Origin of the sequence: Bradyrhizobium sp. McL0616 (assembly GCF_049993385.1) — a bacterium.
Lineage (GTDB): Bacteria > Pseudomonadota > Alphaproteobacteria > Rhizobiales > Xanthobacteraceae > Bradyrhizobium.
This window is the reverse complement of record NZ_CP188255.1, coordinates 2,365,663-2,392,246: the sequence shown is the minus strand read 5'-3', so window position 1 is coordinate 2,392,246 and position 26,584 is coordinate 2,365,663. Positions and strand designations below refer to the sequence as shown.

Here is a 26,584-nt window from a genome sequence, read left to right as displayed (position 1 = left end):
AGACACGCTGGATGGATTGCGCCGCGTGGTCACGGCGCCCGAGACCTTTGATGTCTACCACCAATGGCATACGGTCGATCTCATCTGGACGTCCAGGGCGATCCAGCCGATCGCGCTGGATCGGCTGACCTGCGCCGCCGCCCTCCGCGCCATCTCGCGCCCCCCGCTCGATGCATTGTCGCCCCCCACAGTCACGCGCAAGCTATTTCTCCAGGCGGACGGCGAGCTCGACGCCGCGCCGAGCGGCCATGTATCGATGTTGCCAGTTCTTCGCGGCGTGGATTGCTTCGCCTATCAGCCGGCGGTCCGCGACTTGATAGGCGCAGATGCTCGCGAAAGCTGGGGCTGGCTCTTTGACGACCGGCTACGAGGTCATGTCGGGCTGTTGTCCGATCCCGTTCTCGGAATGATCGAAGCAGCTCTGGCGACGGAAGCCTCCCAGAACATCAGCTTCGACGACATCGGCAATCTCTCCATCGAGGACATCGATCTGGTTGCCGATACGCTGATCCAGCTCAAAAAACTCGGCCATTTCCGCGGTGTCTGGTCAAACTACGAGGAGGCCGCGCGTCTCATGCAGCGCGGCGCGTTGGTGCAGAGCATGTTTACCCCGGGCGCGACGCGTCTGCGCCGAGAAAAACTGCCTGTGACCATCGCCAATCCCATCGAAGGTGGTCGCGGCTGGCATTCCGATCTCTGCATCTCGTCGGCGACGCATGGGAAGGCGCTCGATGCAGCCTATGCCTATCTGAACTGGTGGGCCGAGGGATGGCCGAGCGCATGCCTCTCACGTCAAGGCTATTATGCTTTCTTCCCCGAGCGTGCGCGCAGCTATCTGGAGCAGGACGAGTGGGACTATTGGTATGACGGCCTGCCTGCTGCAAGAGCCCTGCCCGATCCTTTCGGCGAGCCCGCGATTCCCGCCGGACATGTGCGCGAGGGTGGCTCTTACGCGACACGCATGGGACGCGTGCGCGTATGGAACACATTTATGGACGAGCATACTTATCTGGTCCGCCGCTGGCGAGAATTCCTCGAAGCGTGAGTATCTCCGACAGCGGCACGCCGATCACTGGCGGATCAGCCGTTCGGCCTGTGTCGCGGCGAGATCAACCCCTGTTTCGCTCACAACGACCCCATAATCCTCGAACGCCGTATCGGGACCAAAATAGCCTTCGCGAACATCGTGCAACACAGCCTCAGGATCACGTTCCAGCGGATTGCCATAACCTCCGCCGCAGGGACCAAGGCAAATGAGACGGTCACCCGGCCTCGCCTTGAGATAAGAGACCTTCGAGACGAGATCCTTCGCAACTTGATTGCCAGAAACGAGCGTGATCGATGCGGTCCTGCCATCGTCACCGCCGTCATAGCCCCATGGCCGGTATTTGTGGCCATCGCCTTCGATCGAGAAGCCGCCGTCATCGAGAAAGGCGAATTCTCGCACGCTTCCGATGCCGCCGCGCCAACGGCCCGCCGGCACAGCGCCTTCCCGCAACTCGTAGCGATTGACGCGTAACGGCAGGTGCATCTCGATGTCCTCGATTGGATTGTTCCTCGTGTTGGCATAGAGCGTGTCCACTGCGTCCATACCGTCAAGGCCGGCGCGGCCGCCATAGCTGCCTTCGAGGATCTCCATGTGCACCCAGTGCCGCCCGTCCTTGAAGCCGGAGAACGACGCAATGCGCAGATTGCCGATGCCCGCCGACACTTGGGCCGGCACCACTTGCGCCAACGCTTTCATCAGCGTGTCGGCGAGCTGATTGCCGGGGCAGAAACGCGCGATCACCGGCGCCGGAAATTCGGGATTCGCGAGACACCCCTTCGGAGCGACGATGGTGATCGGACGCGTCAACCCTTCGTTTTGCGGAACGTTGCCGTAAATCACGCTGTCGAGCAGGATCGAGCGCAGCGTCAGCCAGACTGCACAGTCCACCGTGCCCTCAAAGGGCATGTTGATCGGCTTGTCCGGGATCTGCGGCGCCGTGCCGGTGAGATCCACAACCATGGAATCGCCCCGAATGCGAAGCGTGACCGCTAGTGGCAGATCCTTGCGGGCCGGATCGGAATCGTCGAGATAGCCGTCGATATGGCCAAGCGCACTATAGTCGCCGTCTGGCAACGCGCGGATCGCGTCGCGCATCAGCCGCTCGGAATAATCCATCAGGTCCTCATGGGCAGCCTTGAGCTTGTCGAGCCCCCACGTACCGACCAGTTCTAGATAGCGATCCGCCCCGATCTTTGCTGCCTTGATCTGGGCCTCCATGTCGCCGACGACCAGATGCGGCGCGCGCAGATTGGCTTCCAGTATGTACCATACAGGATCGACGCGGCGACCTTGATCGTAGACTTTGACCGCCTTGAACTGCAGCCCTTCAGCATACGTGTCGACGGCATCGACAATGCCGCAGCTCCCAGGCGAGAGTGCGCCGATATCGAGATGATGGGCTGTCGTGGCGGAGAATCCGACAAGCTCCTCGTTATGGAAGACCGGCACGCAGAAGGCGACGTCAGGCCCGTGGCTTGCGCCGCCATAGGGATCATTGTGCATGATGACGTCGCCGGGCCGGATCACGTCGCCCCGCTCCTTCATCGTCTTCAGCAGATGACGAATGTACCCCGGGATCGGCCCGGACTGCAGCGGCGTCGACATCCGGCATTCGCAAAGCTGGCTGCCCTGGGCGTCGGTCAACGCGGTGCCGAAATCCTCAGATTCACGAATGATGGATGAGTAGCTCATGCGCATGAGCTTGTGGCCCATCTCGATGGCGATGTTATCGAGCGCGCCCTGAATGACCGCAGCAGTGATCGGATCGATGCGGCTCTCGCCTGTCGGCTGATCTGCGATCATGCGCGGCCTCCCAAAGTGATGATGATGCTGCCCGATGGATGGACGCAGGCCTCTGCTCCCGGCGGCACGACCGTCGTGCTGTCCTGCTGAACGATGATGGCCGGCCCCACGAACGGGACCTCGACCGGCAGGGCCGTACGCCGATAGACCGGCGTGTCGAACATTTTCAGCACCCCACCGATGCGGAATGTGCAACTATTGTGGCGCAGCTCTGCTTGTGTGAGCGAGCCGCCGATGGGCGCCCCTTGCGGTGGCAGCTTCGGTAGTGCGCCGATGCCGGTGACTCGAATATTGACGATCTCGATGACGCTGGCTGTGAAGGCGTGGCCGTATTCCTCGGCATGCCTGTCGTGAAAATCTCCCCAGACCTTGGCCATTGCTTCCGGTGTCGTCGCACCTGCCGGGAAGTCGATCTTCAACTCGTAGCCCTGACCGACATAGCGCAGGTCACCACTGCGCTGGAAACCGACGGCATTGTCCGGCACGCGGTCGGCCCTAAGGCGGGCGGCCAATGACGCTTCCATCTCGGCAAAATTTCGGTTCAGCCGTTCGATGTCGAGCGTCTGTGACGTCTGGAACTGCGTGCGCACTTCGTCATATTTCAGATCCGTCGTCAGCAACCCGATCGCAGAGGTAATGCCGGGATATGGCGGCACGATGATTTCCGGGATCGACAGCATTGCGGCAACTTCCGCCCCATGCAGCGGCCCGGCTCCGCCCATCGCAACCAATGCGAAACGACGCGGATCGAGGCCCTTCTGCACCGTACGCGAACGGATTGCGTTGGCCATGTTGGCATTAAGTACGGTCAGCACGCCTTCGGCGGCTTCATCGATTGGCAGGCCAAGCCGCTCGGCAAGATCAGCAATGACCCGATGCGCGGCTTCGGCATCGAGCTTCATGCCACCACCGAGGAAGTTATCCGGATCGAGCCGACCGAGCACGATGTTGGCGTCGGTGACCGTGGGTTCATTGCCGCCGCGCCCATAGGCCGCCGGGCCTGGCACTGCGCCAGCGCTCTGGGGCCCGACGCGGAAGGCGCCGCCGCGATCGATGTGCGCGATCGAGCCGCCCCCTGCACCGATCGTGTGCACGTCGATCATCGGCATCAGCAGAGGAAAACCGGCGAGTGACGTTGATCGGGCATCCGTCTCGGCAAAACGACCGTTGCGGATGATGCCGATATCAGCCGAAGTGCCGCCGATATCGAAGGTGATCAGATCGTTGCGGCCGGCGAGGTCGCCGACCCAGGCTCCTCCCAACACGCCGGCGGCGAGGCCGGACAGCAATGTCAGCGCCGGCTTCTCTGTCACCATGCGAGCGGTCGCGGCACCGCCGTTCGAGGCCATGATCCGGAGTTCGCCGGCGATGCCGAGATTGGCCAATGCAGCTTCCAGATTAGCGATGTAACGCTTCACCTTCGGCCCGATCGAGGCGGCAAGCGCCGCCGTGGTGAAGCGTTCGAATTCGCGGAACTGCGGTGATATGAACGACGACGTCGTGACAAAGGCGTCCGGCATGACCCCTTCAACGATCGCGCGGGCGCGGAGCTCATGAGCGGGATTGAGGAACGAGAAAAGAAAGCAGACGACGACAGCCTCAACACCCTCTGCTTTCAACTCCTCGGCTGCGCGGCGGACTCCAGCCTCATCGAGAGGAACGAGTTCCCTGCCATCGGGCGGCGCGAGGCGTCCGGCGACCGTCTTGCGATAACGACGCGCGACCGGCGGCCGGTTCTGCCAAGGCAGCTCCTGCATAATGGAATAGTGCTCGACCCGTTGGTGGCGGCCGATATGCACGATGTCACGGAATCCTTCGTTCGTGATCATACCCGTTCGGGCGATCTTGTTCTCCAACACCGCGTTGGTCGCCGTTGTCGTGCCGTGGAAGACATAGGCGATCTCAGATGGCTCGGCGCCAGCGCTCTCGCACAGCTCCTTCACACCCTGCATGACTCCGACGGACGGATCGTGCGGAGTCGTGGACACCTTGTGAATGACAACCTGACCACTCTTCATGTCGCAGCAGACGAGATCCGTGAACGTTCCGCCCACATCAACGCCGATCGTTTTCATCTCACCTCGTCTTCTTGTGCTAATTGTCGACAGTCATGCCGGGGGCAGATGCCGCCTCACGCCGGATGGCCGTAGGGGCGGAAATTCGCGAAATCCCAGTCGCGACCCGGAGCTGCGGCGATCAGCTCTCGCGTGTAGGAGTGCTCGGGCGTCGCCAGCACCGCATGTGCCGTGCCGGCCTCGACCACCTGCCCTTCCCGCATCACCGCGATACGGTCACAAATCTGCGCGGCGACGCGCAGATCATGAGTGATGAACAGAATGCCGACACCGCGCTCGTCGCAGATCCCACGCAAGAGCTCGAGCACCTGCTTCTGCACGGAGACATCCAGAGCCGAGACAGATTCGTCGGCGACAAGGACATCCGGATCGAGCGCCAGCGCACGGGCGATACAGATGCGCTGGCGTTGCCCGCCGGAAAACTGGTGGGGAAAGCGCATCAGCATGTCCCGCGACAATCCGACCCGTTCGAGGAGCACGGCGGCGCGTTCATAAGCATCCCTCTTCGGCATCCCGAAATTCAGCATGCCTTCGACGACGATGTCGCGTACACGCTTGCGGGCATTCAGCGAACGGAACGGATCCTGGAACACCACCTGCAGGCGGCGGCGATGCGGACGGAGCGCTGTTTCCCCCAGCCGCGAAATGTCAACTCCGTCAAGTACGATCGAGCCCCCGGACGGGCGGATCAGCCGGGTGATGCATCGGGCAAGCGTTGTCTTGCCGGAGCCGGACTCGCCGACAATGCCCAGAATCTCGCCACGTCGCAGGCACATCTCGGTTGCCTTCAGCGCGTGCACCGGTGGCCGCGGCGAAAAGAGATCGCCGACCTTGTATGACATCGCGAGCTTCGAGACGCTCAGCACCTCCGCATCGGTCGAGGCTCGCCTCTGCGGCGGCACCAGGCTCGGAACCGCTGATGCCAGTATCCGCGTGTAGTCGGCTTGCGGGTTCGACAGGACGTCCATCCGGCTGCCGATTTCGACCATCTTGCCGCGGTTCATCACGACGATCCGGTCGGCGATTTCAGAGACCACCCCGAAATCATGGGTAATGAACAGAACCGCCGTGCCGAAACGTTGCTGCAATTCCGAGATCAGCAGCAAGATCTGCCGCTGAGTGGTAACGTCAAGCGCAGTCGTTGGCTCATCCGCGATGAGGAGCTTCGGATTCATGATCAGCGCCATGGAGATGACGATGCGCTGGCGCTGGCCGCCCGAGAGCTGGTGCGGGTACGAGCCGTGGATGCGCTCCGGATTCGGCAGCCGCACCGCCTCGAACATCTGCAGCACGCGACGCCGGCGTGAGGTCGCGTTGCCCTCCCCGTGCACCCGCAACACCTCCTCGACCTGTCCGCCCACTTTCTCCACGGGGTTCAGCGCAGTCATCGGCTCCTGAAACACCATCGACATCCGGGACGCCCGCATCCGACGCAGCTCCTCGGTGCCGGCCGACAACACGTGCGCACCGTCGACCGTAATGCGGCCACCGGTGACCTCGAGCGCGCCTGGATCCAGCAGGCCCATCACCGCCAGCGACGTCACGGACTTGCCCGAGCCGGACTCGCCGACCAGGCAGAGCGTCTCGCCTGCGCGAACGCCAAAGGAGATGTCATCGATGACCGCTGCGCCGGACTGCTTCAACGCTACGGTCAGCCCCTCGATGCGCAGCACTTCCGCGTTCGCATTGACTTCGGTCATGGATCAGCCCCTACGCGCGAGTTTCGGATCGAGCGCATCGCGCAAGGCGTCGCCGATCAGATTGATAGCGAGCACCGTCAATGCGAGCGGGATGCCGGGAAAGAAGACCAGGCCGGGCCTGAGCTGGAAATAGGAGCGACCGTCGGCGATAATATTGCCCCAAGATGGCACCTCGGGCGGCAGGCCGACGCCGAGAAAGCTCATCACGGCTTCCGTCAGAATCGCCGAAGCCAGGATGAAACTCCCCTGGACGATCAGCGGCGCCAGCGTATTTGGCAGCATATGACCGAGCAGGATGCGCCAGGCCGGCGTTGCGAGTGAGACCGCCGCCTCGACATAGGCTTCGTTACGCAACGAGAGAATGAGGCCGCGGACCAGGCGCACAACGCGTGGAAATTCGGGAAGCACGATCGCGAGCAGGACCGTGACCAAATTCGCACCGGTGATGGCGACAAGCGCCACAGCTAACACGATCGACGGGATCGACATGATTCCGTCCATGACCCGCATCAGCACGCTGTCGACGATTGGGAAATAGCCGCAAACAAGGCCGATCGCGAGGCCGAACAGCAACGATGCCCCCGCGGCGACGAGGCCGACGATCAGAGACGTCCGCGCGCCGTAGACGACGCGGGCAAACAGGTCGCGCCCCATCGTGTCCGCGCCGAACCATAATTGCGCCGAAGGTGGCTTCAACCGGTTCACAGCGTTGATCAGGATCGGATCGGCACTTGTCAGCAGCGGCGCGAAGATCGCGACCAGAACGAGGCATACAAGGAAAGCTGAAGCCGCGATCGTGAGCCCGTTGCCGCGCAGGCGCACGCGCCACCACCCGAGGCGGCGCTCCCGCGCTGCAGGCAAGACGGCGGACATCTTCATGTCGAACTCTCCCACCGGTCAGGCCCGGATGCGCGGATCGAACACCATGTAGAGGACGTCGACCACGAGGTTGATGAGGATGTAGATCAGCGACAGGAGCAGCATCAGGCTCTGGATCAGCGGATAGTCGCGCGCAAGCACCGACTCCACCATCAGCCGGCCGAGACCGGGGATGTTGAACACGCTTTCCGTCACGACCACGCCGCTGATCAGGAAGGCTGCGCCGGAGCCCGCCACCGTGACGATCGGAACCGCCGCGTTGCGCAGCGCATGACGAAGCACGACGCGTGCTTCGGGGACGCCCTTGGCCCTCGCTGTCCTGATGAAATCCTCGCCCAGGATCTCGAGCACGCTCGAGCGAGTGATGCGCGCGATCAGGGCGACATAGACTGCCGAGAGAGTTAATGTTGGCAGTGTTGCCGTTTGCAGGAAGCGCACAGGATCACTGGCGAGCGGGGTGAATCCCTGTACTGGAAACCAGCCGGCCTTCAGCGAGAAGAGGTAGATCAACGCATAACCGGTTACGAAAACCGGCGTCGAGAAGCCTAGCACGGCCACCATCATCACCAGGCGGTCGCTGAGCCGGCCGCGCGCCCAGGCCGAATAGACGCCCATGGGAATGGCAACCAACAGGGAGAATGTCATCGTCGTCACGGCGAGCGAAAGCGTCGGCCCGATGCGCGACGAGATCATCTCGGCCACGGGCTTATGCGAATGCAATGACGTTCCGAAATGGCCCTGGCAGAGCTGGCTCAGCCAGTACAGAAACTGGATATGGATGGGCTGATCGAGGCCGAGCCGTGCCCGGATCTCGGCCAACTGAGCCGGAGAGGCTGAATCGCCGGCCATGATCGCTGCGGGATCTCCCGGCGCGAAATGCAGCAGGGCAAACACGATCAGTGCGACCACCCCCATGACGGGGATGGTCATTACGGCGCGTCTGACGATATAGCCAAACATCAGCCTACGGCGCGCCCTTGGAGACATTCCAGAAGATGTTCGCCGGCGCCGGCAGTACGCCCTTGACGTCCTTGCTGAAACCGCTGATGCGCGCGAAGGAACCCAGAGGCGCGAAGACGCCTTCGTCATAGACGATCGACTGGATCTTGGTCGCAATCTCCTTGCGCTCGGCTTCCGAAGGCGCGGTCAGGAAGGCTTTCGTGAGCTGCGGGATGGCGGGAACGTCGGCCCAGCCGGCATAGCCGCTCTTGCCTTCCGCCACGATCATGAAGTTGCGCAGCGGCTCCTGGATTTCCGTGTTGTGCCAGCTCGTAATGAAGATGCTCCAGCCCCCTTCCGTCGTCGGCCCCTGATTGGCACGGCGCGACAACATGGTCATGAAGTCCATCGCCTGCAATTCGACGACGAAGCCGGCTGCACGAAGCTGCTGCGCCATGACCGGAGCGATCGAGGACAGTGCGGGAATGTCGGAGATATGCAGGATGGCAACCGGCTTGCCGTCGTAGCCAGCCTGCTTCAGCAGCGCTTTCGCTTTCTCGACGTTGGGCTTCATCACCATCTCTGCCGAGACATCGCTCTCATACGGCAGCCCGCAGCCGAACACCGCACCGCAAAGCTTGTAGTTTTCCGGCGCGCCAAACTGGGCCTGCATGACCTCCTGCTGCCCGATCGCCCAAAGCGCGGCCTGGCGGACCAATTTGTTGTTGAACGGCGCCTGCAGATGATTGAGGCGATAGCTGATCTGGTAGCCGAGCTGATCGAGACGCGCCGTCGTCACCTGCGACGTATTCACGAGCGGCATCAGATCGGAATTGATGTTTTGGACGTAATCGACTTCGCCGCTGTTCAGCGCGTTCAGCGAGGTCAACGGATCGGCCATCTCGATTCGGGTGATGCGGTCGACCTTGGCCAGCTTGCCACCGGCAAACCAACTCGGCTCCTCCTTGCGCGGCACGTAGCTCTCGTTCTTGACGTAGACTGCTTTGACGCCCGGCTGATATTCATCGGCCTTGAAGATGAACGGACCCGAGCCGGTATAGTCGGTGATCGCCTCAGTCACCGGGGTCTCAGCGACCTTCGCGGGCATGATGAAGAGCGGAACACCGCTCGGCTTGGCAAAGGCATCGAGCACGACGCCGGAAGGGGTCGACAGCGTGAGCGAGAAGGTCTTGGCGTCGGCGGCAGAAACGTCCGATGTGATCGACATCAGGGCGATGCCCATGCGATCGCGCTTGCCCCACCGCTTGATCGACGCGACCACGTCCGCCGCGGTGACTGGAGCGCCGTTGTGCCACTTCAGGCCGTCACGCAGCGTGAACGTATAGACCTTACCATCCTCGGACACCTTGTAGCTATCGACCATCTGGGGATGAATCTTCTGTTGCGCATCGAGCGCGAACAGCGTGTCATAGATGAGATAGCCGTGGTCGCGCGTCTGGTGCGAGGCGCTGAGGATCGGATCCAGATTGCCAAGCCTGCTCTCCATCACAATCTTGAGCTCGCTCCCCGTTGCCGGCGCGCAGATCAACAAAGTCGATACGACGACAGCCAGAAGCGACGATGCCATCTTCATGTGCAGCTTCATTTCAGTCCCCTAATTGTGCTGTGATGCGGTAGCTCCGCGCCGACTCCATCGCGGAGAGGTCGTCGGTAAGGCTAGCGTCTGAAAGCCGGATAGCTTTCCGGTGAAAGGATGTTGATGTCGCGATGGGCCCAATCCTCGCGGTGCATGTTGGCCCACATGTCCTGAGCGCCCGCCTGTAGATCAGCCAGCAGCGCATCGACGTCGAAACCCGGAACGACACGATCCTTCATGACGAATTTGCCATCGATCATGGTTGCGTTCAGGTCCTCTGCCTGCGCGGAATAGACGATATTTCGCACCGGATCGCGCATCGGCGTCATGAACAGGCTTGCGCCTTCCCAGAAAAGCAGGTCAGCCTTGGCGCCTGGCGCAATCCGGCCGAGGTCGTCACGGCCAAGCGCCTTTGCTGCCGACAATGTCGCAGAGTTGAACACGTCGGCCGCCGTCGCCACCTCCGTCCGCCGGTCCATGATCTTGCTGATGACGGCGGTCCAGCGCAGTGCCTCAATCATGCTTTGCGGGCAAGTATCTGTCGCTAGCGTCATGTTGACACCGCGCGCAAGGTATTTGGAGTAACTCTCCATCGCGATACCGCGGCGAGCGAACACCCAGACCGCATGCGCGACGTTGGTGCTGGTGTCGGCAAGAATGCCGACATCGTCAGCATGGTAATTGGTCCAGCTCGATCCGCCCGGCATGATGACGTGGCCGAGGATGACGTCACTGCCAAGGAAGCCAATTTTCTCCAGCCATTCGACCGGCGAGCAGCCGTTGCGACGAACCATCTCCTGGAATTCCGGCACCGACTGCGAGACGTGCAGCGCGAGCGGCACCTTTAGCTCGGTCGCCATCTCGCGCGAACGGCGCAGCAGCGCCTCAGAACAAGTGTCCACCTGGACCGGCGTCAGAAAACCCTTGATTCTCCCGTTGGCGCGGCCATCCACTTCCTTGATGAAATCGACCGCGTGCTGCATCGCTGCCACGCCGTCGTCGGCCGACCACTCGTATTGAACGCTCTTGCCGTCCTTCGTGTACCAGCGCCCGGAGCGGTAGAACTCGCCGATATAGGCACGCAGTCCGGCCTTCTCCGCCTGCTCGGCCACAAACTGGCCCTGCCTGCCCATCTCGACGACGGTGGTCGTGCCTGTACGGATCAGTTCCGGCATGGACGCTGCAACCGATGCGCGGCGCGCCTGGTCGGTGATGGCGCCATCGCGTGCCGTCAGAAACTCGAAGAGACCGGAAAGGTAGAAATTCCGCGGGCCGCGATCCTCGACAAACGAGCGATCGAGCGGCGACTCGCTCAGATGCGTGTGCGTGTTGATGAAGCCTGGTGTGACGATCTTGTCCTTGGCATCGATGATCTCGTCTGCCTGACCGTCGAATTCGCCACCGCCGACATGGGTTATGCGGTCGTCCTCGATGACGATCACGCCGTTCTGCAAATGCCGATGACCGCCATCCTGAAAAGCAATGACATGGCCTGCTCGGACCACTGTTCGTACCATCGGCCACACCTCACTATCCGAATTATGTATCCATAGTTTGCATCAGCATCTTCGAATGTCCATCAGAAAATTCGACCATTTTGGCGCCACGCGCCCATCGCGCAGGCACAGCAAAGCCCACTATTGCAGCGCACGCGCGTTCACGGGGATCCGAGCGCGCAGAGCGCCAAAGCCATCTTCGAACTCCCGGCGAGCCTCATCGTCGGCATTTTCCGTATGATGGAATCGCGTAGCCAGGGCAAAGCGCATCCGTGGCGCCGTGCCTTCCGCTACTTGTGGGGCTTCGGACGGAAATGCCACGACATCGTCGGACGCCACCCAGTCCATTGCCGGCAGACAACCCTTTTGAGCGGCCCTGTCGCTCCCTAGCTGCGGCGTCGCACATCGCCTTCAGCTTTCCAAATGCGACTGCCCGAGGCATGTATTTCATCCCGCAATCCGGCGCCGGGACAAGACGGTCCGGCGAGACATATTTCAGGCCGTTGCGAATGCGGTCGGCCACTGTGTCGACGCTCTCAATCGTGGGATCGGCGAGGTCGAGCACGCCGAGCATGATCTCCTTCGACGAGAGGTCCCTGAGCACGCCAAGGTCGAGCTTCGGCTGCGCCGCCTTGGGCGGAAGACACTTGCCGTATTTTCGCAGGTATTTGGACACGACGAATTGCGAGGCTGTTCATATTTTCCAGGTCCGACAGCATGCTATTGTCGATGCGACAAGGCCGAACTGCTCGTTGAACGGATCTCCGAACAGGACGAAGTAAGCTCGGACCAAGGCTTGGCTTTGAGATGCCGAAGCTTTTCGCACACATCAGGGTCCTGCCATGGAAATCGGGACTTGGCTGAGAAGGCTAGGACTGGGACAACATGAGTCCCTCTTCATAGCGAACGCCATAGATTGCGATGTGTTGGCGCAATTGACAGAAGTCGACTTCGAAAAGATTGGCATCCCACTAGGCGACCGGAAGCGCCTTATGAACGCGATCAGTGCGGTTCCCTCCAGCCCTCCCTCCCCTGTCGTAAATACTGCAATTGCGGAGTACGCGGAACGCCGCCACCTCACGGTGATGATTTGTGACTTGGTCGATTCGACCGCCCTGGCGGCACGCCTTGATCCGGAAGATATGGGCGCCGTCATAGACGCCTATCACGCTGCTTGTGCTCGTATCACGCGCTCCTATGACGGCTTTCTGGCGGACTTTCGCGGAGACGGCATCCTCGCCTATTTCGGCTATCCCATTGCGCACGAGGACGATCCCGAACGAACCGTGAGAGCTGCACTCGATATCATTGCTGCCGTCGCACGGCTTGAAACCCGCGCAGGAGAACCTCTCGCCGTGCGCATCGGCATCGCCACCGGCCTGGTCGTAGTCGGCGACCTGGGCGGCGAGGGCAAGCTTCGGGAGCATTCCGTGGTTGGTGGCGCTCCTAATATTGCGGCTCGCGTGCAAGCATTGGTCGAGCCGAATACGGTGGTCGTGGCCGACTCGACCCGCCGTCTCCTTGGCGATATCTTCAATCTTCGCGACCTTGGCGCTCACCAGCTCAAGGGCATCAGCGCGCCCGTGAGCGCGTGGGTCGTTCAGGGCCTCTCGGCTTCCGAAAGTCGATTTGACGCGGCGCGTCCGGCTGAGCTCGCCGATCTCATCGGCCGCGATTCGGAGTTAGAGTACCTATTGGAATGTCAGCGTTTGGCTCGCGGCGGCGAAGGCCAGATCGTTCTCATCTCCGGCGAGCCGGGCATCGGGAAGTCGCGCCTTGCCGCCGCTCTAGCTGAACGCGAAGCCAAGCATCAACCATACATGCAATTTCGTTATCAGTGCTCGCCTTACCACACCAACAGCGCACTTCATCCCGTGGTCGAGCAATTAGAAAGGAGCGCCGGGTTCAAGGCGAACGATACAGCCGAGATGCGGCTTGAAAAGCTGGAGGCTTTGCTCGCGCTGAGAGCGGCGCCTGTTCAGACAGTGGCAGCGCTTTTTGCTGCGCTGCTATCGATTCCTTTCGGAGACCGCTATCCGAAACTACACCTCAGTCCCGCCCAACAGCGTCGTCGCACACTTGCCGCTCTCCTCGATCAATTCGAGAGCCGTTCGCGCAAACAGCCGATCCTCTTAATCATCGAAGATGTTCAGTGGGCAGACGACACCACCCTCGAATTGCTCGACCTCGTCGTAGAGCGGGCCCGACAATTGCCTATCCTTGCGCTCGTTACATTTCGACCAGAGTTCGAGCCTCCCTGGACCGGTCTTGCAAATGTCGGAAGCCTGATCCTCGGACGGCTCAACCCAGACGATGTCAAAGATGTGGCCACGCAGGTGGCGAATGGCCGCGCGCTTCCGATCGATGTGATGAAGCAGATCGTAACGAAAACCGACGGAAATCCACTCTTCGTGGAGGAACTCACAAAGGCAGTCCTCGAAGCAGGCATTCTGGTCGAATATCAGGATCGTTATCAGCTCGAGGGACCGGTACCGCCTTTCGCCATCCCGGAAACCCTTCACGACTCCCTGATGGCGCGGCTAGACCGCCTGCACTCAGTGAAGGAGATCGCCCAAATTGGTGCCACCATCGGCCGCGAATTTTCCTATTCCTTGATGCGAGCTGTGGTTGCTCGAGAGGAAACACAGTTGCAGCATTCCCTCGCCGAACTCGTGGAGGCCGGGCTTATTTTCCGCCAAGGTGAACTGCCCGATGCCATCTACAGCTTCAAGCACGCACTGGTACGGGATGCGGCTTATCAAAGTCTTCTGAAGAGACGGCGGCGGCAACTCCATGCTCAAATAGCGCGCGTCCTCGAGGACGGATTCAGGGATATCATCGTGAACGACCCAGAAATCCTTGCGCACCATTTCACCGAAGCCGGCCTGCTTGAGCAGGCTACGGACTATTGGCTCAATGCCGGGAAGCGCGCGATCGGTCGCTCCTCCAACGCCGGGGCCGTAGAGCACCTCACGCGGGGAATGGAACTGACCCAGCAACTGCCGAGCTCACCACAACGCGATCGCAAGGAACTTGATTTCTATCTGGCCCTTGGGCCTGCAGTCGCTGCGACTGAGGGCGATGCCGCGCCCGAAACGTCCCGGGTCTTCTCGCGGGCTCGCGCGCTACTTGGCGAAAGTGCCAGCCTGGAAGAACAGATGACGATCCTGTGGGGCAACTACCTAGCCCACAGCATGCGCGCTGAGTATAGCGCAGCGCTGGAGGAGGCCCGGCACTGCCTCGCGTTGGCCGTAGAGTATGATCACCCGGGCGTGTCCGTCCTAGCCACACGCTTCATCGGGCAGTCGTTGCATTTGACGGGTGCTTTCGCAGACGCACGCAAGCACCTCGAGCACGCCCTCGCGCTGTGCTCAACCAATCCAGCCACGGTCTCGACCTATCGCCGCTTCGGAGTCGATGACGCGGTGAACAGCCTGGCGTGGCTCTCGTCGACGCTGCTCGTGCTTGGCTATCCTGAACAGTCTGCAGCAATACTCGAACGGACCGAAAACCTTGCTCGAACGAGAGAGCAAAGCTTTACGACAGCGTTAGCTCTAGGGAACGTAGTCGTTTTGGGCACGATCGGGGGCGATGCAAAGCGCGCATTGGCTCACGCCGACGAGGCGATATCGCTCAGCATCGAGCATGAATTTGCGGCCGTCGAACGAAGAGCGCGTTTTTTCCGCGGAGCACTCTTAGCCCAAGCAGGAGAGCTTCCAGCCGGAATCGAACTGATGCGCAGCGCGCTGGCGGCAACTTACAGCAACTCTGAACGGTGTCGCCGCACCCTCTACTTGGGCCATCTCGCCTTCGCCCATGCCAAGCTCGGAGAGCCTGAAGTTGGACTCCGTCTGCTGGACGAAGGCGTTCAGCTTGCCGAAGCAACAGGTGAGAGGTTCTTTGAGGCTGAGCTGTATCGTCTTCGGGGCAGCATCAACCTAGAGCTTGGCAGACGAAACCAAGCAGAGACGGAACTGCAGCGGGCCTTGGCGATTGCACGGCAACAGCAGGCCCGCTGGTGGGAGTTGCGCGCCTCGATCTGTCTCGCTCGGCATTGGAGTAACGAAGGCAGATATTTTGAAGCTAGGTCCCTCATAAAGCCAATATACGCCTGGTTTACCGAAGGTCGAGACACGCCCGATCTGGAAGATGCCAGGAACCTTGTGGACGAACTAAGCTCGGTTTCAGGACTGAAGGAGGGCTAGATCACGGCAACTGCTAGCCAACGCTGCTCAACATCCATGCTTGGCGCAAATTGACCAACGTCCGATCAACGCCTGCCCTTCGCCGCTTTTCGCTTTCGAGACTTCCTGCCTTTTCGTCCAAGCCTGCTCAGGGCCATCTCGACATCCTTGAGTGCCTGCTTGAGCTGCTTCTCACGGTTTAGAAGAATGCTCTTGAGCTCTTTTCGCTGGTCGGCGGTCAATGCGGCAGAATTGATCAACTTCGCAAATGCGATGAAGGCCATTGCTTACCTCCCGCGGGTGGTGGTCGTCAGGCGGTGATCACGATGTGCGAGGCCGTGAAGTGCAATATTGTCCAGTATCATGGGCCTATAGTCAAACGGCATTTGTTCAAGAAATGCTCGATCGGCCTTTCTGCCCGCGGTTGCCGCCGTGACGCGCAAGAACAAACGGTACCGCCACCCATCTCTCTGCCATGTCGGCGTATTTCACTTCCGCTTTTTCTTCCTGAGCCGCGCCGGTCGCGGGGTGGGCTTTGCGCGGACGGGTCGGGTGGATCTCGCAGTCGGAGATTCATGCGGGGGCTTTGGTCGCTGCAACAAGCTACGGAGCGCGACAAACTGATGTTGATTGAGCTGGTTGGCAAAGCTGTCGAAATTAACAGCGTCACTGCCAAGTTGGTTCAACCAATCAAATGCATTGTCCAGGGTGCGCAGCTCAGGCGTCCGGTATGACAGCAGCTCTCGGTAGTAAGCGGCTGAATCCTCGCAGAACAGATCACGCGCGATGCCGTTTACGAGTCGCCGCACTCCATACTTCATTCCCGTGATGGCCGCTCCCGATATGCCATGGCTCAGCATCGCTCCAAATGTGAAGTTGTGTAATCCTCGCAGGAACGGAGCGGCGCCGCGGTGCCGCTCCGTGAATTCAAATGCTTGACCCAAATAGGGATAGCGCGCGAGCGACTCGCTTTCCTCGCCGGCTGGAGGCGTAAAGCGGTCGTGCCAAAGGGCCATTTGATCAACCAACAGGGCCAGCTCCGGACGCACCGAGAGATCCGTCTCGGCTCCGCTCGCAAAGATCATAAAGTCGAATTCAAAGCTGCGATCGCTGCTTTGGACCTTGGCGATACCGCTTGCTTCGTCAACGAAACTCCACCCGCAGTCGGGGTGCCAGGCGAAATTATCAAACTTACGGCATCGCCAATAAGCGTCCTGTGTGGGCGGGACCGGAAGCTCCTCCAGAATGTGGCGCATGAAGCGCCAGCGGTCCAGGTCCGCCAACTCCCCGAAGTGGCCCAAAATGCCAGCAAAATTCATCCAGGTGAGCGGGTTGACTCGCGGCATCTCCGAACGCCGGAAACAAAGGTCTACTCGCGCAGCACCCGATTCAAGTGCAAGAGCCGCGTTGTCAAAGGCGGATGCCCCGGCACCAAGAATGCCAACGCGTTTTCCCGCTAGCTTGTGAAAATCAATATCATCGGTCGAATGCGCATAAAGATGTGCGGACAAGTGAGTGACCAGAGACTTAGGAGCCCGCCAGCTACCACTTCCTTCAAAGCCCGTTGCGAGAACGATCTTTCTTGCATGCACCCGCTCAATCCGGTCGGATCTCCGGAGATGAGCAATGAGGATATCATCCGCCGGCTCAATCAACACTAATTCGACCTCGTTCTCAACCGCGAGATCCAAGACGTCTCGGTACCAATCCAGATACGATCGCCATACTTCCTGAGGTAGGGTATCTATGCGATCCCATGCTCGTCGTCCGAATTTTTCCTCGTACCACGTCCGCACCGTCAAACTCGGGATGCCGAAATCAATGCCAGTTACCTCTTTCGGTGTGCGCAACTGTTTCATCCGAGCGAAACTGCGCCAAGGCCCTTCAAAACCGCGGCGGCTACGATCAATGATCCGGAAGTTGCTTATGCGCTCAAGTCTCAGACCGAACGCGATTCCCAGCCCGCTCTGTCCAGCGCCGACAATCAGCGCGTCCAGAACTGGCACGCCGTCTATAAATCGAGGAACGGTCCACTCCCGAGCCGGGTAGTCCAAATACGTCAGCTCGTGCCGAACGCGCTTCGTGAGTTGGGAGACGCTCATGGGACGCCGCTGCGGTCTTGTTAGAAATGGCCTTTGCCGTTTAGCTTAGTCCTGTGCCATTAACACAGGTCAGAGTGCAGAAAAACCGACCAACCGACTGCAATCGTGTCTTCACACGAAGCGCTCTTGACCCTGCCGCACGGCGAGCGGGCTTTGCCATGTCCGCTCAGTCAGATGCTGCGAGCGCCGCCAACGGCGGACTATTTGAAGAAGGGCTTCGGGCCGGGCTGAAGGCATTGCTGCATTCAATGACCTAGCATTGCGTCGGACCTACAGCCACGCTTGGTAGAAGCTGAATTTCTCGGCAGGCTCCGCTCGCCCGAAGAATGCACGCTGGCCTATGAATTGTGCCTGCAGCGCTACGACTTCAAAAGCTGGCGCGACAAATACGCCAACACGCCACGCAAAACTGATCTCGCCTGGACGGTGCTGGCGCGCATTCTGTCTTTCGCAAAGGATCGAGGCATTGTTACCAGCAATCCTAGCGAGCGCGGTGGTCGGCTCTACGTCGCAGACCGGCGAGACAAGATCTGACCGAACAAGACATTGCCCCGGTTCTATCGGTTGCATCCGAAGAGATCAGGCTGGCGCTGATCTTGGCCTTATGGAGCGGTCAACGACAAGGCGACCTTTTGCGATTGCCTTGGTCAGCCTACGAGAGCCCTCACATTCGCCTCCGCCAGTCGAAAGGTGGGCGGCGCGTGGTGATGCCCGCCGGCACTGCCTTGAGGGCCTTGCTCGACACCACGCAGCGTCGTGGATCTCTTATCCTAACGAACACGCTCGGCCGGCCCTGGACGTCCGATGGCTTTCGCTCGTTATGGGCAAATGCCTGCGAACGGGCTTGGCATTTGCGACCTTACGTTTCACGATCTGAGAGGCACTGCAGTGGTTCGGCTGGCGATTGCTGGCGCGAGCGTACCGCAGATCGCGGCCGTGATCGGCCACTCGTTAAAGGACGTCGAAAGCATTCTGAATGCGTACTATCTTGGTCGCGACATTCAGCTTGCAGACGCTACGGCACTCAAGCTCGAAGCGAGAACAAAACTGTAAAACGACCTGTAAAATGAGGCCGCCTACTCTACCAAGCCAGATGCTAAGTGCTTGATTTGAATGGTGGGCGCACCAGGGCTCGAACCTGGGACCCGCTGATTAAGAGTCAGCTGCTCTACCAACTGAGCTATGCGCCCGAAAGGCGGTCAATGCCTTGCGAGGTCGGTCGTTTAGCAAAGCGATCCGGGTCTGGCAAGCGATGCGGCGAAGGTTTTCCAAGGGTTCTTGCACAGCCCCGGAAATGCGAAAAGCCGCTGGATTCCAGCGGCTTCGCAAGGGTTAATTTCCGGGGAATCCCGGGCTGCTCAGAGCCGGCCTTCCCGATCCGGGCCGCCGTCCCGGTCGAAACGGTCGCCGCCATGGAAGCGGTCCATGCCGCGCTCCATGAACCGGTGGGGAGTGCCATCTTCGCCGCCACCGAACGGACCGCGGTGGCGGGTCAGCAGAGCGAGGCGCCGCTTCTGGCCGTCATCCAGGGTCTTGTAGAGCGGATCGGCGGCATCGGCGATCTTCTTCAGGGCGGCGGAGGTCGCCCCCATGTCCTCGGCGCGCTGGCGCAGGCGGGCGACCGGATCCTCCGGCTTGTCGGCATCCTTCGCAGCATCACCGGGGCCGGCATTCATCCGCGCATTGGCGCGGTCGATGCGCAGCTTGGCGAAGTCGCGCACGGCGCTCTCGACCGGCGGCCACAGCTTCTCCTGATCGGCGTTGAGCTTCAGCCCGGCATGGACGGCAGCGATCCGCGCGTCGACGAAAGCGGCGCGGTCTTCCGGGTTCATGCGGATGTGGCGGAAGTGCTCCATCCACGGGCGATGATATTGGGCATAGACCGCACCCGAGCCGGCGATGCTGAGCACGGCGATGGCGGCGATGGTGAACTTCCTCATAACAACCTCCTCTGGAAGGATGCGTTGAAGATGAGCGTCGTTCGCCTCTCATGCAAATTACAACTTGGACAGGGAGGGCGTTCTTTCGCGGATGTAACTCACCTGAATGTCCGTTCAGCCGCAGTCTGACATCATTCGTAACAAAAAAGAGCTTCCGTGCAGTCAGCACGGAAGCCCTTCATTCACAATTCATTCAAACCGGTTCGTCGTACGCCTAGTTCGTCGTGCTCTTGGATTCCTTCAGGAACTCGTCGATCAGCGGCTGGCCGACGCGGCTTGCGGCGTCCTTGTAGACCGGCTCCATCGCCTTGCGCATCGCCTCGTCCTGCTCCGGCGTCAGCTTGATGATCTCGCTCTTGCCGCTCTTTTTGATTTCGGCGAGCGCGTCGTCGTTTTCCTTCTGCGACTGCGCGTTGTTGAAGTCGGTCGCCTCCTTCATCGCCTTACTGAGCTGGTCGCGGATATCGGCCGGCAGGTCGTCCCAGAACTTCTTGTTCACGATCACGACGTAGCCGATGTAGCCGTGATTGGTCTCGGTGATGTACTTCTGCACCTCGTGCATCTTCTGGGTATAGATGTTCGACCAGGTGTTCTCCTGGCCGTCGACCACGCCGGTCTGCAGCGCCTGGTAGACTTCGCCGAATGCCATTACCTGCGGCAGCGAACCGAGCGTCTTGAACTGGGCCTGGAGCACGCGCGAGGACTGGATGCGGAACTTGACGCCCTGATAATCCGCCGGGGTCACCAGCTTCTTGTTCGCGCTCATCTGCTTGAAACCGTTGTCCCAATAGGCAAGGCCGGTGATGCCCTTGGTGTCGAGCAGCTTGAGCAGCCTGAGACCGAGCGGGCCTTCCGTCACCTTCCGCAGCGTCTTCAGGTCGGGAAGGATGTAGGGCAGATCGAACACCTCGAATTCGCGGATGCCGAGCGGGCCGAATTTCGAGTTGGACGGCGCCAGCATCTGCACGCTGCCGAGCTGAAGTGCCTCGAGCTCTTCCTTGTCCTTGTACAGCGACGAGTTCGGATAGACCTCGATCTTGACCTTGCCGCCAGTGTACTTCTCGGCGAGTTCCTTGAACTTCTCCGACGCCTTGCCCTTCGGCGTATCGGTGGCGACCACATGGCTGAACTTGATGATGATCGGGTCGGCGCTGGCGGAGCCGGCAAGACCCAAGTCCAACGCCAAGGCCAGTGCCGCGACGGATGCCGCGATCGCGAAGGTGCGCATAGTCTCTCCCTGTTGTTTTTGGGCCGCCCGGCGCGCGGGCGGCCTGTCCTCATGCCGGGCACCAATACAGGCCGGCGCGCAGACGTGCTATTGGCCGTTAGCAGGGCAGCTATTCAGCTCGCGGCGGCCGTCGTCACCGTGTCGCGCTGGCGCTTCATGACGATCTTGTTGAGCGCGCCGAGATAGGCCTTTGCCGACGCCACCAGCGTATCCGGATCCGCCGCGCGCGCCGTCATCGCGCGTCCCTCATGCGACAGCCGCACCGACACTTCCGCCTGCGCGTCGGTGCCTTCGGTGACGGCGTGAACCTGGTACAGTTCCAGCTTGGCCTCGTGCGGCACCAGCGCCTTGATGCAGTTGAACACAGCATCCACCGGACCGTTGCCTTCGGCCTCCTCGATCTTGATCTGGCCGTCGACGTCGAGCTTCATGGTCGCGCGCTGCGGGCCATGGGTGCCGGCGATCACGGTCAGCGAGGTCAGCTTGATGCGGTCGTGGGACGCCGCCAACTCCTCGTCAACCAGCGCCTCGATGTCCTCGTCGTAGATGTCCTTCTTGCGGTCGGCGAGTGCCTTCATGCGCGTGAACGCATCTTCCAGCTGGTTCGCACCGAGCTTGTAGCCCATCTCCTCCAGCTTGTGCACGAAGGCATGGCGGCCGGAATGCTTGCCGAGTACCAGCGAGGACTGCTTCAGGCCGACCATCTCGGGCCGCATGATCTCGTAGGTCGAGGCGTCCTTCAGCACGCCGTCCTGATGGATGCCGCTCTCGTGCGCGAACGCGTTGCGGCCGACGATCGCCTTGTTGTACTGCACAGGGAACGAGGTCGCCGCCGACACCACCTTCGAGGCGCGGGTGAGCTGCGTGGTGTCGATCTTATTCCACCACGGAAACACATCGTTACGGACGTTGATGGCCATCACGACTTCCTCGAGTGAAGCGTTGCCGGCCCGCTCGCCGATGCCGTTGACGGTGCATTCGATCTGGCGCGCGCCGCCGGTGATGCCAGCCAGCGAGTTCGCCACCGCCATGCCGAGATCGTTGTGGCAGTGGACCGAAAACACCGCCTTGTCGGAATTCGGCACCCGCTCGATCAGCGTCTTCATGAAGCGGCTATATTCATCCGGCGTGGTGTAGCCGACGGTGTCCGGGATGTTCACCGTGGTGGCACCAGCCTTGATCACGGCCTCGACGATGCGGCAGAGGTAGTCCATCTCGCTGCGGGTGGCATCTTCGGCCGACCATTCGACGTCGTCGATCTGGTTGCGGGCGCGGGTGACATTGGCAATCGAGAGCTCCATCACCTGCTCGGGCGTCATGTTCAGCTTCACGCGCATGTGCAGCGGCGAGGTCGCGATCACGGTGTGGACGCGGCCTCGCCTGGCGAATTTCACCGCTTCGGCACAGCGGTCGATGTCCTTTGGATTGGCGCGCGACAGGCCGGCGATCACGGAGTTCTTGGAGCGCCGGGCGATCTCGCTGACGGCCTGGAAGTCGCCTTCGGACGTGATCGGGAAGCCGGCCTCAATGACGTCGACGCCCATGTCGTCGAGCATCTCGGCTATCTCGATCTTTTCCTCGAACGTCATGGTGGCGCCGGGGCACTGCTCGCCGTCGCGCAGCGTGGTGTCGAATATGATGACGCGGTCCTTCTCGGACTTGTTCGCGGGGGCCATTGTCAGATTCCTTTTGAGCTTTTGCGCCGTTCAATCGTCTGGGCGCTTGGAGGTGTCCGGTGATCTCGACCAACCCCTGAGTGCCCAGGCGCGTGCGCCCAGCCGGCCCTCAGGGGCAGCTAAGAAGGAGCTCGCCAATAATCAGGGTGGGCAGGGACGCGGCCGGGATCGTGGCGGCGGCCAGAGCCACCTCCCCCGAAATCCCATCGATTTGGCCGCGAATCAGCATTGCCAGACCCTTTTGAGCCCTCAAATTCTCGGTCAAAACCGTTGACGGTTGGTTGCCGGGAGGCTCGATGCGGCGTTTCTAGACGAGAATTGGGCGCAACTGCAACGCCAAAAGATGGTCAGGGGGACTGACCTGGTGGCGGACCGTCAGCCCCTTCATCGTTCAAGGCGCGCAAGAGCGCGCCCCCCCCCCCCAGCGACAATAGCTTCGCGGTTGCACTACCCCGTGCGGCGTGAACGGGCCCTGGTCTCCCAGCGATCCAGCATCTGTCCGAGTTCGCCGACGACGGGGACCGGAGTTTCGTTGGTGTTGGCGGGAACGCTGGGGCGGAGCCACTCCGGCTCCGTGTAGCCGCGCCAGCGGCGGGCGTCGGCACGCCGTTTGCGGGACTTGAAATCACGCGTGAAATAGCCGGCCGCATACGCGATCCCGAGCAACGCGATCAATACGACGGCACCTTCCATCATTGGCTCCGGCCTTTCTCTCAAGGGTTTTTGAGCAGCAATAGGGGCGAGGTCAAGGCTTGATGGGGCCCAAAGGTGGCCCCGGTTAATCTCGCGAGGGCGGATGAATTGTCGCTTCACGCCTTGCGAAACAGCGGTTCAAACAAATTCTCGGTGAACCGGCGAGGTTCCGTTGTTCGGGCGTGTGACGAACTCAATGACGAGGTGGCCTACTGACTTGCCGTGCTTTGGCACGCATTGGTGTTCGCGATCGCAGTGGTCCCGTCAGGATGGGTGCGCAGCCAATTGATCAGCTTTGCACCGTCTGGACTGCCCCAGCCGGCCACCGGGGTCCAGCTGGGACCGGCTTTGAAGCCGGCGACACCAGACACGCCGTTGTCCCCCTCGGTCACCGGACGAAGCAAACCGGCAGGTCCGAACTCGCGATAGAAGCGCGGTGTCACGTAGCCGAGATTGCGGCCATTGGCCTGATTGAGAAGCGCAATGAGGCCGCCCCAAAGCGAAACAACCGCTCCTGTACCTCCGACGGGCATCGTCTTGCCGTGAACCACGATTGCGTAGCCAAGCGCGGGGTCGGCGGTGGCGACGGCATCCGGCAGCCCGCGTCCCGCGCTACCGTCGCCCCGGGGCGGCACCTCGACGCCTTTCTGCCAGTCCGGCCGTGCAACTTTCTCACTCACACCGCCGCCGGTTGCGAACTCACCGGGGGAGCCGCGCCAAACCTTCTCCGATCTGATTTTGCCGTTCTCGATCTGAACCGACGTAGCTCCGACCGAGAGAACCCAGGCGCTCGATCCCGGATAGCTGACGTGACGGCGCCCGTCTTTCACACCATCTGTCACGCCATTGTCTCCGGAGCTGACGATCACAGTGACCCCCTGCCTGGCGGCCTGCTCCAGCGCACCTTCAACCAGGATGATGTCCTCGTCCTTCCACTGGCTCTCGGTCATGCCGTAGCCGATCAACAGCACCGAGACCTGGTCGGCCGTCGCCTGCCGAACCGCCTGAGCGAAATCCGCGGCCTTGAACGAAGGTGGAGCAAAATAGACCTTGAGGCGTGCACGCGGCGCGATGCCGGCGGCGATCTCTATGTCCATCGCGGTCTGCATTTCAGTCCCGTCGGTGATGGACGGACGGTTTGCGCCACCGTTGACGGGCACGACGATGACCTCCGGCACCGGGAGATTCAACTTGGAGAAATATTGTTCGAGGTCCTTCCGGTCGAAGCCACCACCGAATTCGATCAGTCCGATGGTCTGCCCCCTGCCATCCACGCCCGGCGGGAAGTTGTAGAGCGAGGCGACCAAGGGCGCCGAAAGAACATTCGACGGACCTGCCGGCGCAGTGCCCGACAAGGACGGCAGCACGGGATTGTCGCTATCGATGGCATTGCGGATCCGGCAATCGGCATCAGTGAGCAGGCCAGCATCGATGAAGAAGTGAATGTTGCGCTTGGCGACGGCCGCGTCGTTCGTGGCCATTGCCTGTAGCACCAGATTGTATCGCGCCTTAGCCTGCTCCAGCGCCTGATCGTCCTTGGCCTTGCTGTGCTCCAGCCAGATATTCCCGAACACCGAGCCTGCCGCTGCGAGGATCGCGAGCGTCAACGGATCAGCCCGCCGCCACCAGGGAGCGTTCGCGGATGCGAGCGCCTTCTCCGCCTCGAGCCGCCGCACGCGCAGCTCGTCCGCCTTGATCTCGTCTTCAGTTTTCGGCGAACCATCATTTGGAGCAGGATCGGCCATATCGCTTTCCTCCTCGCATGCCTGTTTCGAATGCTGGACCAAAACGCAGTGCGAGGAAAGACGGTGGCTTCACTGCTGCACGCTTTAGTTGCGCTCGAAATCAGCCCAGCCGCCCTCGCAACCGGGAATGAATGGGACTAACCTTAAGGTTGCTCGGCCGGATCAACCGGCTAGCTGAAAATAACCGGGAGGACGCGATGACACGCCAATTGCAGCGTGACCAGGACGCTGCGCTTTCACGACGAACTCTGGTCCAGGGGCTTGCGCTCGGGGCCGCGGCGACGATGGCCGGAGCCGGCACCGCGCTGGCCCAGACCGGACCTGCGGCGCCGCCGACCACGATCACCACGCCACCGCGCGATTTCGGCCCCAACGGCGCGCCGACCACTTATTTCTGGGACCCCGACATCCTCGCGGTCGATCCGTCCTTCAACGATCTCGCGCAGCCCAACACCGCGATCAAGCGGCTCTACACCGGCGTGCTCTGGGCCGAAGGTCCGGCGTGGAGCGCGCAAGGAAGATATCTGTTGTGGAGCGACATTCCCAACAACCGGCAGATGCGCTGGAGCGAGGACGACGGCCGCGTCAGCGTGTTTCGTTCGCCCTCCAACAATTCCAACGGCAACTCGTTCGACTTCCAGGGCCGCCAGCTCTCCTGCGAGCATCTGACCCGGCGGGTGACGCGCTACGAGCATGACGGCACCGCCACCGTGCTGTGCGACAATTACAACGGCAAGAAGTTGAACTCGCCGAACGACGTCGTCGCGCATCCCGACGGCAGCTACTGGTTCACCGATCCGCCCTATGGCGGCCAGCTCTATGAAGGTGAGCCCGATGCGGCGGGCGGCCCGAGTAATTCGGGCGGCAAGCTCAATCCGCGGATCGGGCAGCCGGCCGGCTTCGCACCGGGCAAGCGCGAGCTGCCGACCAACTGCTACCGCATCGACCCCTCCGGCCGCATCGACCTCGTCGTCACCGAAGAGCAAGTGCCCGACCCGAACGGCCTGTGCTTCTCGCCCGACTTCAAGAAGCTCTACGTCGTCTCGACCGGCAAGGGACCGGGCGACACCGGCCCTGGCGGCAATGGTGAGATCTTCGTGTTCGACGTCGGCAGCGACAACAAGCTCTCCAACAAGAAGCGTTTTTCCGATTGCGTGATCGACGGCGTGAAGTGCGGGCCGGACGGCGTGCGCTGCGACGTCAACGGCAATGTCTGGGCTTCCAGCAATGCCGGCCGCGCGGTCGGCTATAACGGCGTGACGACATGGTCGCCGGAGGGCAAGCTGCTCGGCCGCATTCGTCTGCCCGAAGTCTGCGGCAACATCTGCTTCGGCGGCCCCAAGCGCAACCGCCTGTTCATGGCCGCGAGCCAGTCGCTCTATGCCGTTTACACGGCGACGCAGGGTGCAGGAACGGGCTGAGGCCGCGCAACGCAAGGGAGTCAGCGTGATCTGCTGACGCCCTTCGAAACCAATCCGA

The 26,584-nt window shown here is 61.3% G+C and carries 19 protein-coding genes, 1 tRNA gene and 2 pseudogenes; 6 read left to right on the top strand and 16 right to left on the bottom strand.

What is annotated here, in order from left to right; translation table 11 throughout:
- Positions 1 to 25: 25 nt before the first annotated feature.
- Positions 26 to 1,045, top strand: a complete 1,020-nt coding sequence (locus ACPPVR_RS11535) for an ABC transporter substrate-binding protein (RefSeq protein WP_426614339.1) — start codon at positions 26 to 28, stop codon at positions 1,043 to 1,045.
- Positions 1,046 to 1,069: 24 nt separating this feature from the next.
- Here the strand turns inward: ACPPVR_RS11535 and ACPPVR_RS11530 are convergent, their stop codons facing one another.
- The 8 genes and pseudogenes from ACPPVR_RS11530 to ACPPVR_RS11495 form a co-directional block, all read right to left on the bottom strand.
- Complete coding sequence (locus ACPPVR_RS11530; protein ID WP_426614338.1) at positions 1,070 to 2,851, bottom strand: hydantoinase B/oxoprolinase family protein; 1,782 nt, start codon at positions 2,849 to 2,851, stop codon at positions 1,070 to 1,072.
- A complete protein-coding gene (locus tag ACPPVR_RS11525; protein WP_426614337.1) occupies positions 2,848 to 4,926 on the bottom strand; it encodes a hydantoinase/oxoprolinase family protein in 2,079 nt (692 codons plus the stop codon). Before ACPPVR_RS11525 ends, ACPPVR_RS11530 begins: the two co-directional genes overlap by 4 nt.
- Before the next feature lie 56 nt (positions 4,927 to 4,982).
- Entirely contained in the window at positions 4,983 to 6,626 is a 1,644-nt protein-coding gene (locus ACPPVR_RS11520; RefSeq protein WP_426614336.1) for a dipeptide ABC transporter ATP-binding protein, read from the bottom strand.
- A 3-nt stretch (positions 6,627 to 6,629) separates the two neighbouring features.
- Positions 6,630 to 7,505 (bottom strand): ABC transporter permease, encoded by an 876-nt coding sequence (locus ACPPVR_RS11515; RefSeq protein WP_426614335.1) that lies wholly within the window; start codon positions 7,503 to 7,505, stop codon positions 6,630 to 6,632.
- 18 nt (positions 7,506 to 7,523) lie between these two features.
- Positions 7,524 to 8,465 (bottom strand): ABC transporter permease, encoded by a 942-nt coding sequence (locus tag ACPPVR_RS11510; RefSeq protein WP_426614334.1) that lies wholly within the window; start codon positions 8,463 to 8,465, stop codon positions 7,524 to 7,526.
- A gap of 4 nt (positions 8,466 to 8,469) precedes the next feature.
- Entirely contained in the window at positions 8,470 to 10,050 is a 1,581-nt protein-coding gene (locus ACPPVR_RS11505) for an ABC transporter substrate-binding protein (RefSeq protein WP_426614333.1), read from the bottom strand.
- A gap of 71 nt (positions 10,051 to 10,121) precedes the next feature.
- Positions 10,122 to 11,558, bottom strand: coding sequence for an amidohydrolase family protein (locus ACPPVR_RS11500; protein ID WP_426614332.1), 1,437 nt, complete (start codon positions 11,556 to 11,558; stop codon positions 10,122 to 10,124).
- A 355-nt stretch (positions 11,559 to 11,913) separates the two neighbouring features.
- Positions 11,914 to 12,171: pseudogene (locus ACPPVR_RS11495) on the bottom strand (5-methyltetrahydropteroyltriglutamate--homocysteine methyltransferase); the annotation flags it as partial.
- 208 nt (positions 12,172 to 12,379) lie between these two features.
- Between ACPPVR_RS11495 and ACPPVR_RS11490 the strand changes: the two are divergent.
- Positions 12,380 to 12,487, top strand: a pseudogene (locus tag ACPPVR_RS11490) (hypothetical protein); the annotation flags it as partial.
- A gap of 42 nt (positions 12,488 to 12,529) precedes the next feature.
- Entirely contained in the window at positions 12,530 to 15,742 is a 3,213-nt protein-coding gene (locus ACPPVR_RS11485) for an AAA family ATPase (RefSeq protein ID WP_426616075.1), read from the top strand.
- Between the two features lie 65 nt (positions 15,743 to 15,807).
- Here the strand turns inward: ACPPVR_RS11485 and ACPPVR_RS11480 are convergent, their stop codons facing one another.
- Complete coding sequence (locus ACPPVR_RS11480; protein ID WP_426614331.1) at positions 15,808 to 16,005, bottom strand: hypothetical protein; 198 nt, start codon at positions 16,003 to 16,005, stop codon at positions 15,808 to 15,810.
- Positions 16,006 to 16,209: 204 nt separating this feature from the next.
- The gene (locus ACPPVR_RS11475; protein WP_426614330.1) at positions 16,210 to 17,823 is read right to left on the bottom strand and encodes an NAD(P)-binding domain-containing protein; all 1,614 of its coding nucleotides are present in this window, start codon (positions 17,821 to 17,823) and stop codon (positions 16,210 to 16,212) included.
- 282 nt (positions 17,824 to 18,105) lie between these two features.
- On the opposite strand from ACPPVR_RS11475, the gene ACPPVR_RS11470 reads away from it, so the two are divergent.
- Together ACPPVR_RS11470 and ACPPVR_RS11465 are read left to right on the top strand one after the other, a co-directional pair.
- The gene (locus ACPPVR_RS11470) at positions 18,106 to 18,357 is read left to right on the top strand and encodes a hypothetical protein (protein ID WP_426614329.1); all 252 of its coding nucleotides are present in this window, start codon (positions 18,106 to 18,108) and stop codon (positions 18,355 to 18,357) included.
- A gap of 270 nt (positions 18,358 to 18,627) precedes the next feature.
- A complete protein-coding gene (locus ACPPVR_RS11465) occupies positions 18,628 to 18,876 on the top strand; it encodes a hypothetical protein (protein WP_426614328.1) in 249 nt (82 codons plus the stop codon).
- Positions 18,877 to 18,937: 61 nt separating this feature from the next.
- Here the strand turns inward: ACPPVR_RS11465 and ACPPVR_RS11460 are convergent.
- The 6 genes from ACPPVR_RS11460 to ACPPVR_RS11435 form a co-directional block, all read right to left on the bottom strand.
- Positions 18,938 to 19,013: transfer RNA gene (locus tag ACPPVR_RS11460), tRNA-Lys, on the bottom strand.
- Positions 19,014 to 19,181: 168 nt separating this feature from the next.
- Positions 19,182 to 19,763, bottom strand: coding sequence for a Spy/CpxP family protein refolding chaperone (locus tag ACPPVR_RS11455; RefSeq protein WP_426614327.1), 582 nt, complete (start codon positions 19,761 to 19,763; stop codon positions 19,182 to 19,184).
- 214 nt (positions 19,764 to 19,977) lie between these two features.
- Entirely contained in the window at positions 19,978 to 20,991 is a 1,014-nt protein-coding gene (locus tag ACPPVR_RS11450; RefSeq protein WP_426614326.1) for a TRAP transporter substrate-binding protein, read from the bottom strand.
- A gap of 113 nt (positions 20,992 to 21,104) precedes the next feature.
- Positions 21,105 to 22,667: a 2-isopropylmalate synthase gene (locus ACPPVR_RS11445; RefSeq protein ID WP_426614325.1), complete on the bottom strand. Its 1,563-nt coding sequence runs from the start codon at positions 22,665 to 22,667 to the stop codon at positions 21,105 to 21,107.
- 447 nt (positions 22,668 to 23,114) lie between these two features.
- On the bottom strand, positions 23,115 to 23,360 hold the full coding sequence (locus ACPPVR_RS11440) for a hypothetical protein (RefSeq protein ID WP_426614324.1): 246 nt from the start codon (positions 23,358 to 23,360) through the stop codon (positions 23,115 to 23,117).
- A gap of 209 nt (positions 23,361 to 23,569) precedes the next feature.
- A complete protein-coding gene (locus ACPPVR_RS11435; protein ID WP_426614323.1) occupies positions 23,570 to 25,105 on the bottom strand; it encodes a S53 family peptidase in 1,536 nt (511 codons plus the stop codon).
- A 197-nt stretch (positions 25,106 to 25,302) separates the two neighbouring features.
- On the opposite strand from ACPPVR_RS11435, the gene ACPPVR_RS11430 reads away from it, so the two are divergent.
- Entirely contained in the window at positions 25,303 to 26,526 is a 1,224-nt protein-coding gene (locus tag ACPPVR_RS11430; RefSeq protein ID WP_426614322.1) for an SMP-30/gluconolactonase/LRE family protein, read from the top strand.
- Positions 26,527 to 26,584: the final 58 nt, after the last annotated feature.

What these genes read in the sequence shown, in the direction of transcription:
- ACPPVR_RS11505 (WP_426614333.1), bottom strand. Translation starts at nt 10,050, where the DNA reads ATGAAGCTGCACATGAAGATGGCATCGTCGCTTCTGGCTGTCGTCGTA.
- ACPPVR_RS11435 (WP_426614323.1), bottom strand. Translation starts at nt 25,105, where the DNA reads ATGGCCGATCCTGCTCCAAATGATGGTTCGCCGAAAACTGAAGACGAG.
- ACPPVR_RS11520 (WP_426614336.1), bottom strand. Translation starts at nt 6,626, where the DNA reads ATGACCGAAGTCAATGCGAACGCGGAAGTGCTGCGCATCGAGGGGCTG.
- ACPPVR_RS11525 (WP_426614337.1), bottom strand. Translation starts at nt 4,926, where the DNA reads ATGAAAACGATCGGCGTTGATGTGGGCGGAACGTTCACGGATCTCGTC.
- ACPPVR_RS11465 (WP_426614328.1), top strand. Translation starts at nt 18,628, where the DNA reads ATGGCTTTCGCTCGTTATGGGCAAATGCCTGCGAACGGGCTTGGCATT.
- ACPPVR_RS11500 (WP_426614332.1), bottom strand. Translation starts at nt 11,558, where the DNA reads ATGGTACGAACAGTGGTCCGAGCAGGCCATGTCATTGCTTTTCAGGAT.
- ACPPVR_RS11445 (WP_426614325.1), bottom strand. Translation starts at nt 22,667, where the DNA reads ATGGCCCCCGCGAACAAGTCCGAGAAGGACCGCGTCATCATATTCGAC.
- ACPPVR_RS11475 (WP_426614330.1), bottom strand. Translation starts at nt 17,823, where the DNA reads ATGAGCGTCTCCCAACTCACGAAGCGCGTTCGGCACGAGCTGACGTAT.
- ACPPVR_RS11455 (WP_426614327.1), bottom strand. Translation starts at nt 19,763, where the DNA reads ATGAGGAAGTTCACCATCGCCGCCATCGCCGTGCTCAGCATCGCCGGC.
- ACPPVR_RS11510 (WP_426614334.1), bottom strand. Translation starts at nt 8,465, where the DNA reads ATGTTTGGCTATATCGTCAGACGCGCCGTAATGACCATCCCCGTCATG.
- ACPPVR_RS11485 (WP_426616075.1), top strand. Translation starts at nt 12,530, where the DNA reads ATGAACGCGATCAGTGCGGTTCCCTCCAGCCCTCCCTCCCCTGTCGTA.
- ACPPVR_RS11430 (WP_426614322.1), top strand. Translation starts at nt 25,303, where the DNA reads ATGACACGCCAATTGCAGCGTGACCAGGACGCTGCGCTTTCACGACGA.
- ACPPVR_RS11530 (WP_426614338.1), bottom strand. Translation starts at nt 2,851, where the DNA reads ATGATCGCAGATCAGCCGACAGGCGAGAGCCGCATCGATCCGATCACT.
- ACPPVR_RS11515 (WP_426614335.1), bottom strand. Translation starts at nt 7,505, where the DNA reads ATGAAGATGTCCGCCGTCTTGCCTGCAGCGCGGGAGCGCCGCCTCGGG.
- ACPPVR_RS11440 (WP_426614324.1), bottom strand. Translation starts at nt 23,360, where the DNA reads ATGGAAGGTGCCGTCGTATTGATCGCGTTGCTCGGGATCGCGTATGCG.
- ACPPVR_RS11480 (WP_426614331.1), bottom strand. Translation starts at nt 16,005, where the DNA reads ATGGCCTTCATCGCATTTGCGAAGTTGATCAATTCTGCCGCATTGACC.
- ACPPVR_RS11450 (WP_426614326.1), bottom strand. Translation starts at nt 20,991, where the DNA reads ATGCGCACCTTCGCGATCGCGGCATCCGTCGCGGCACTGGCCTTGGCG.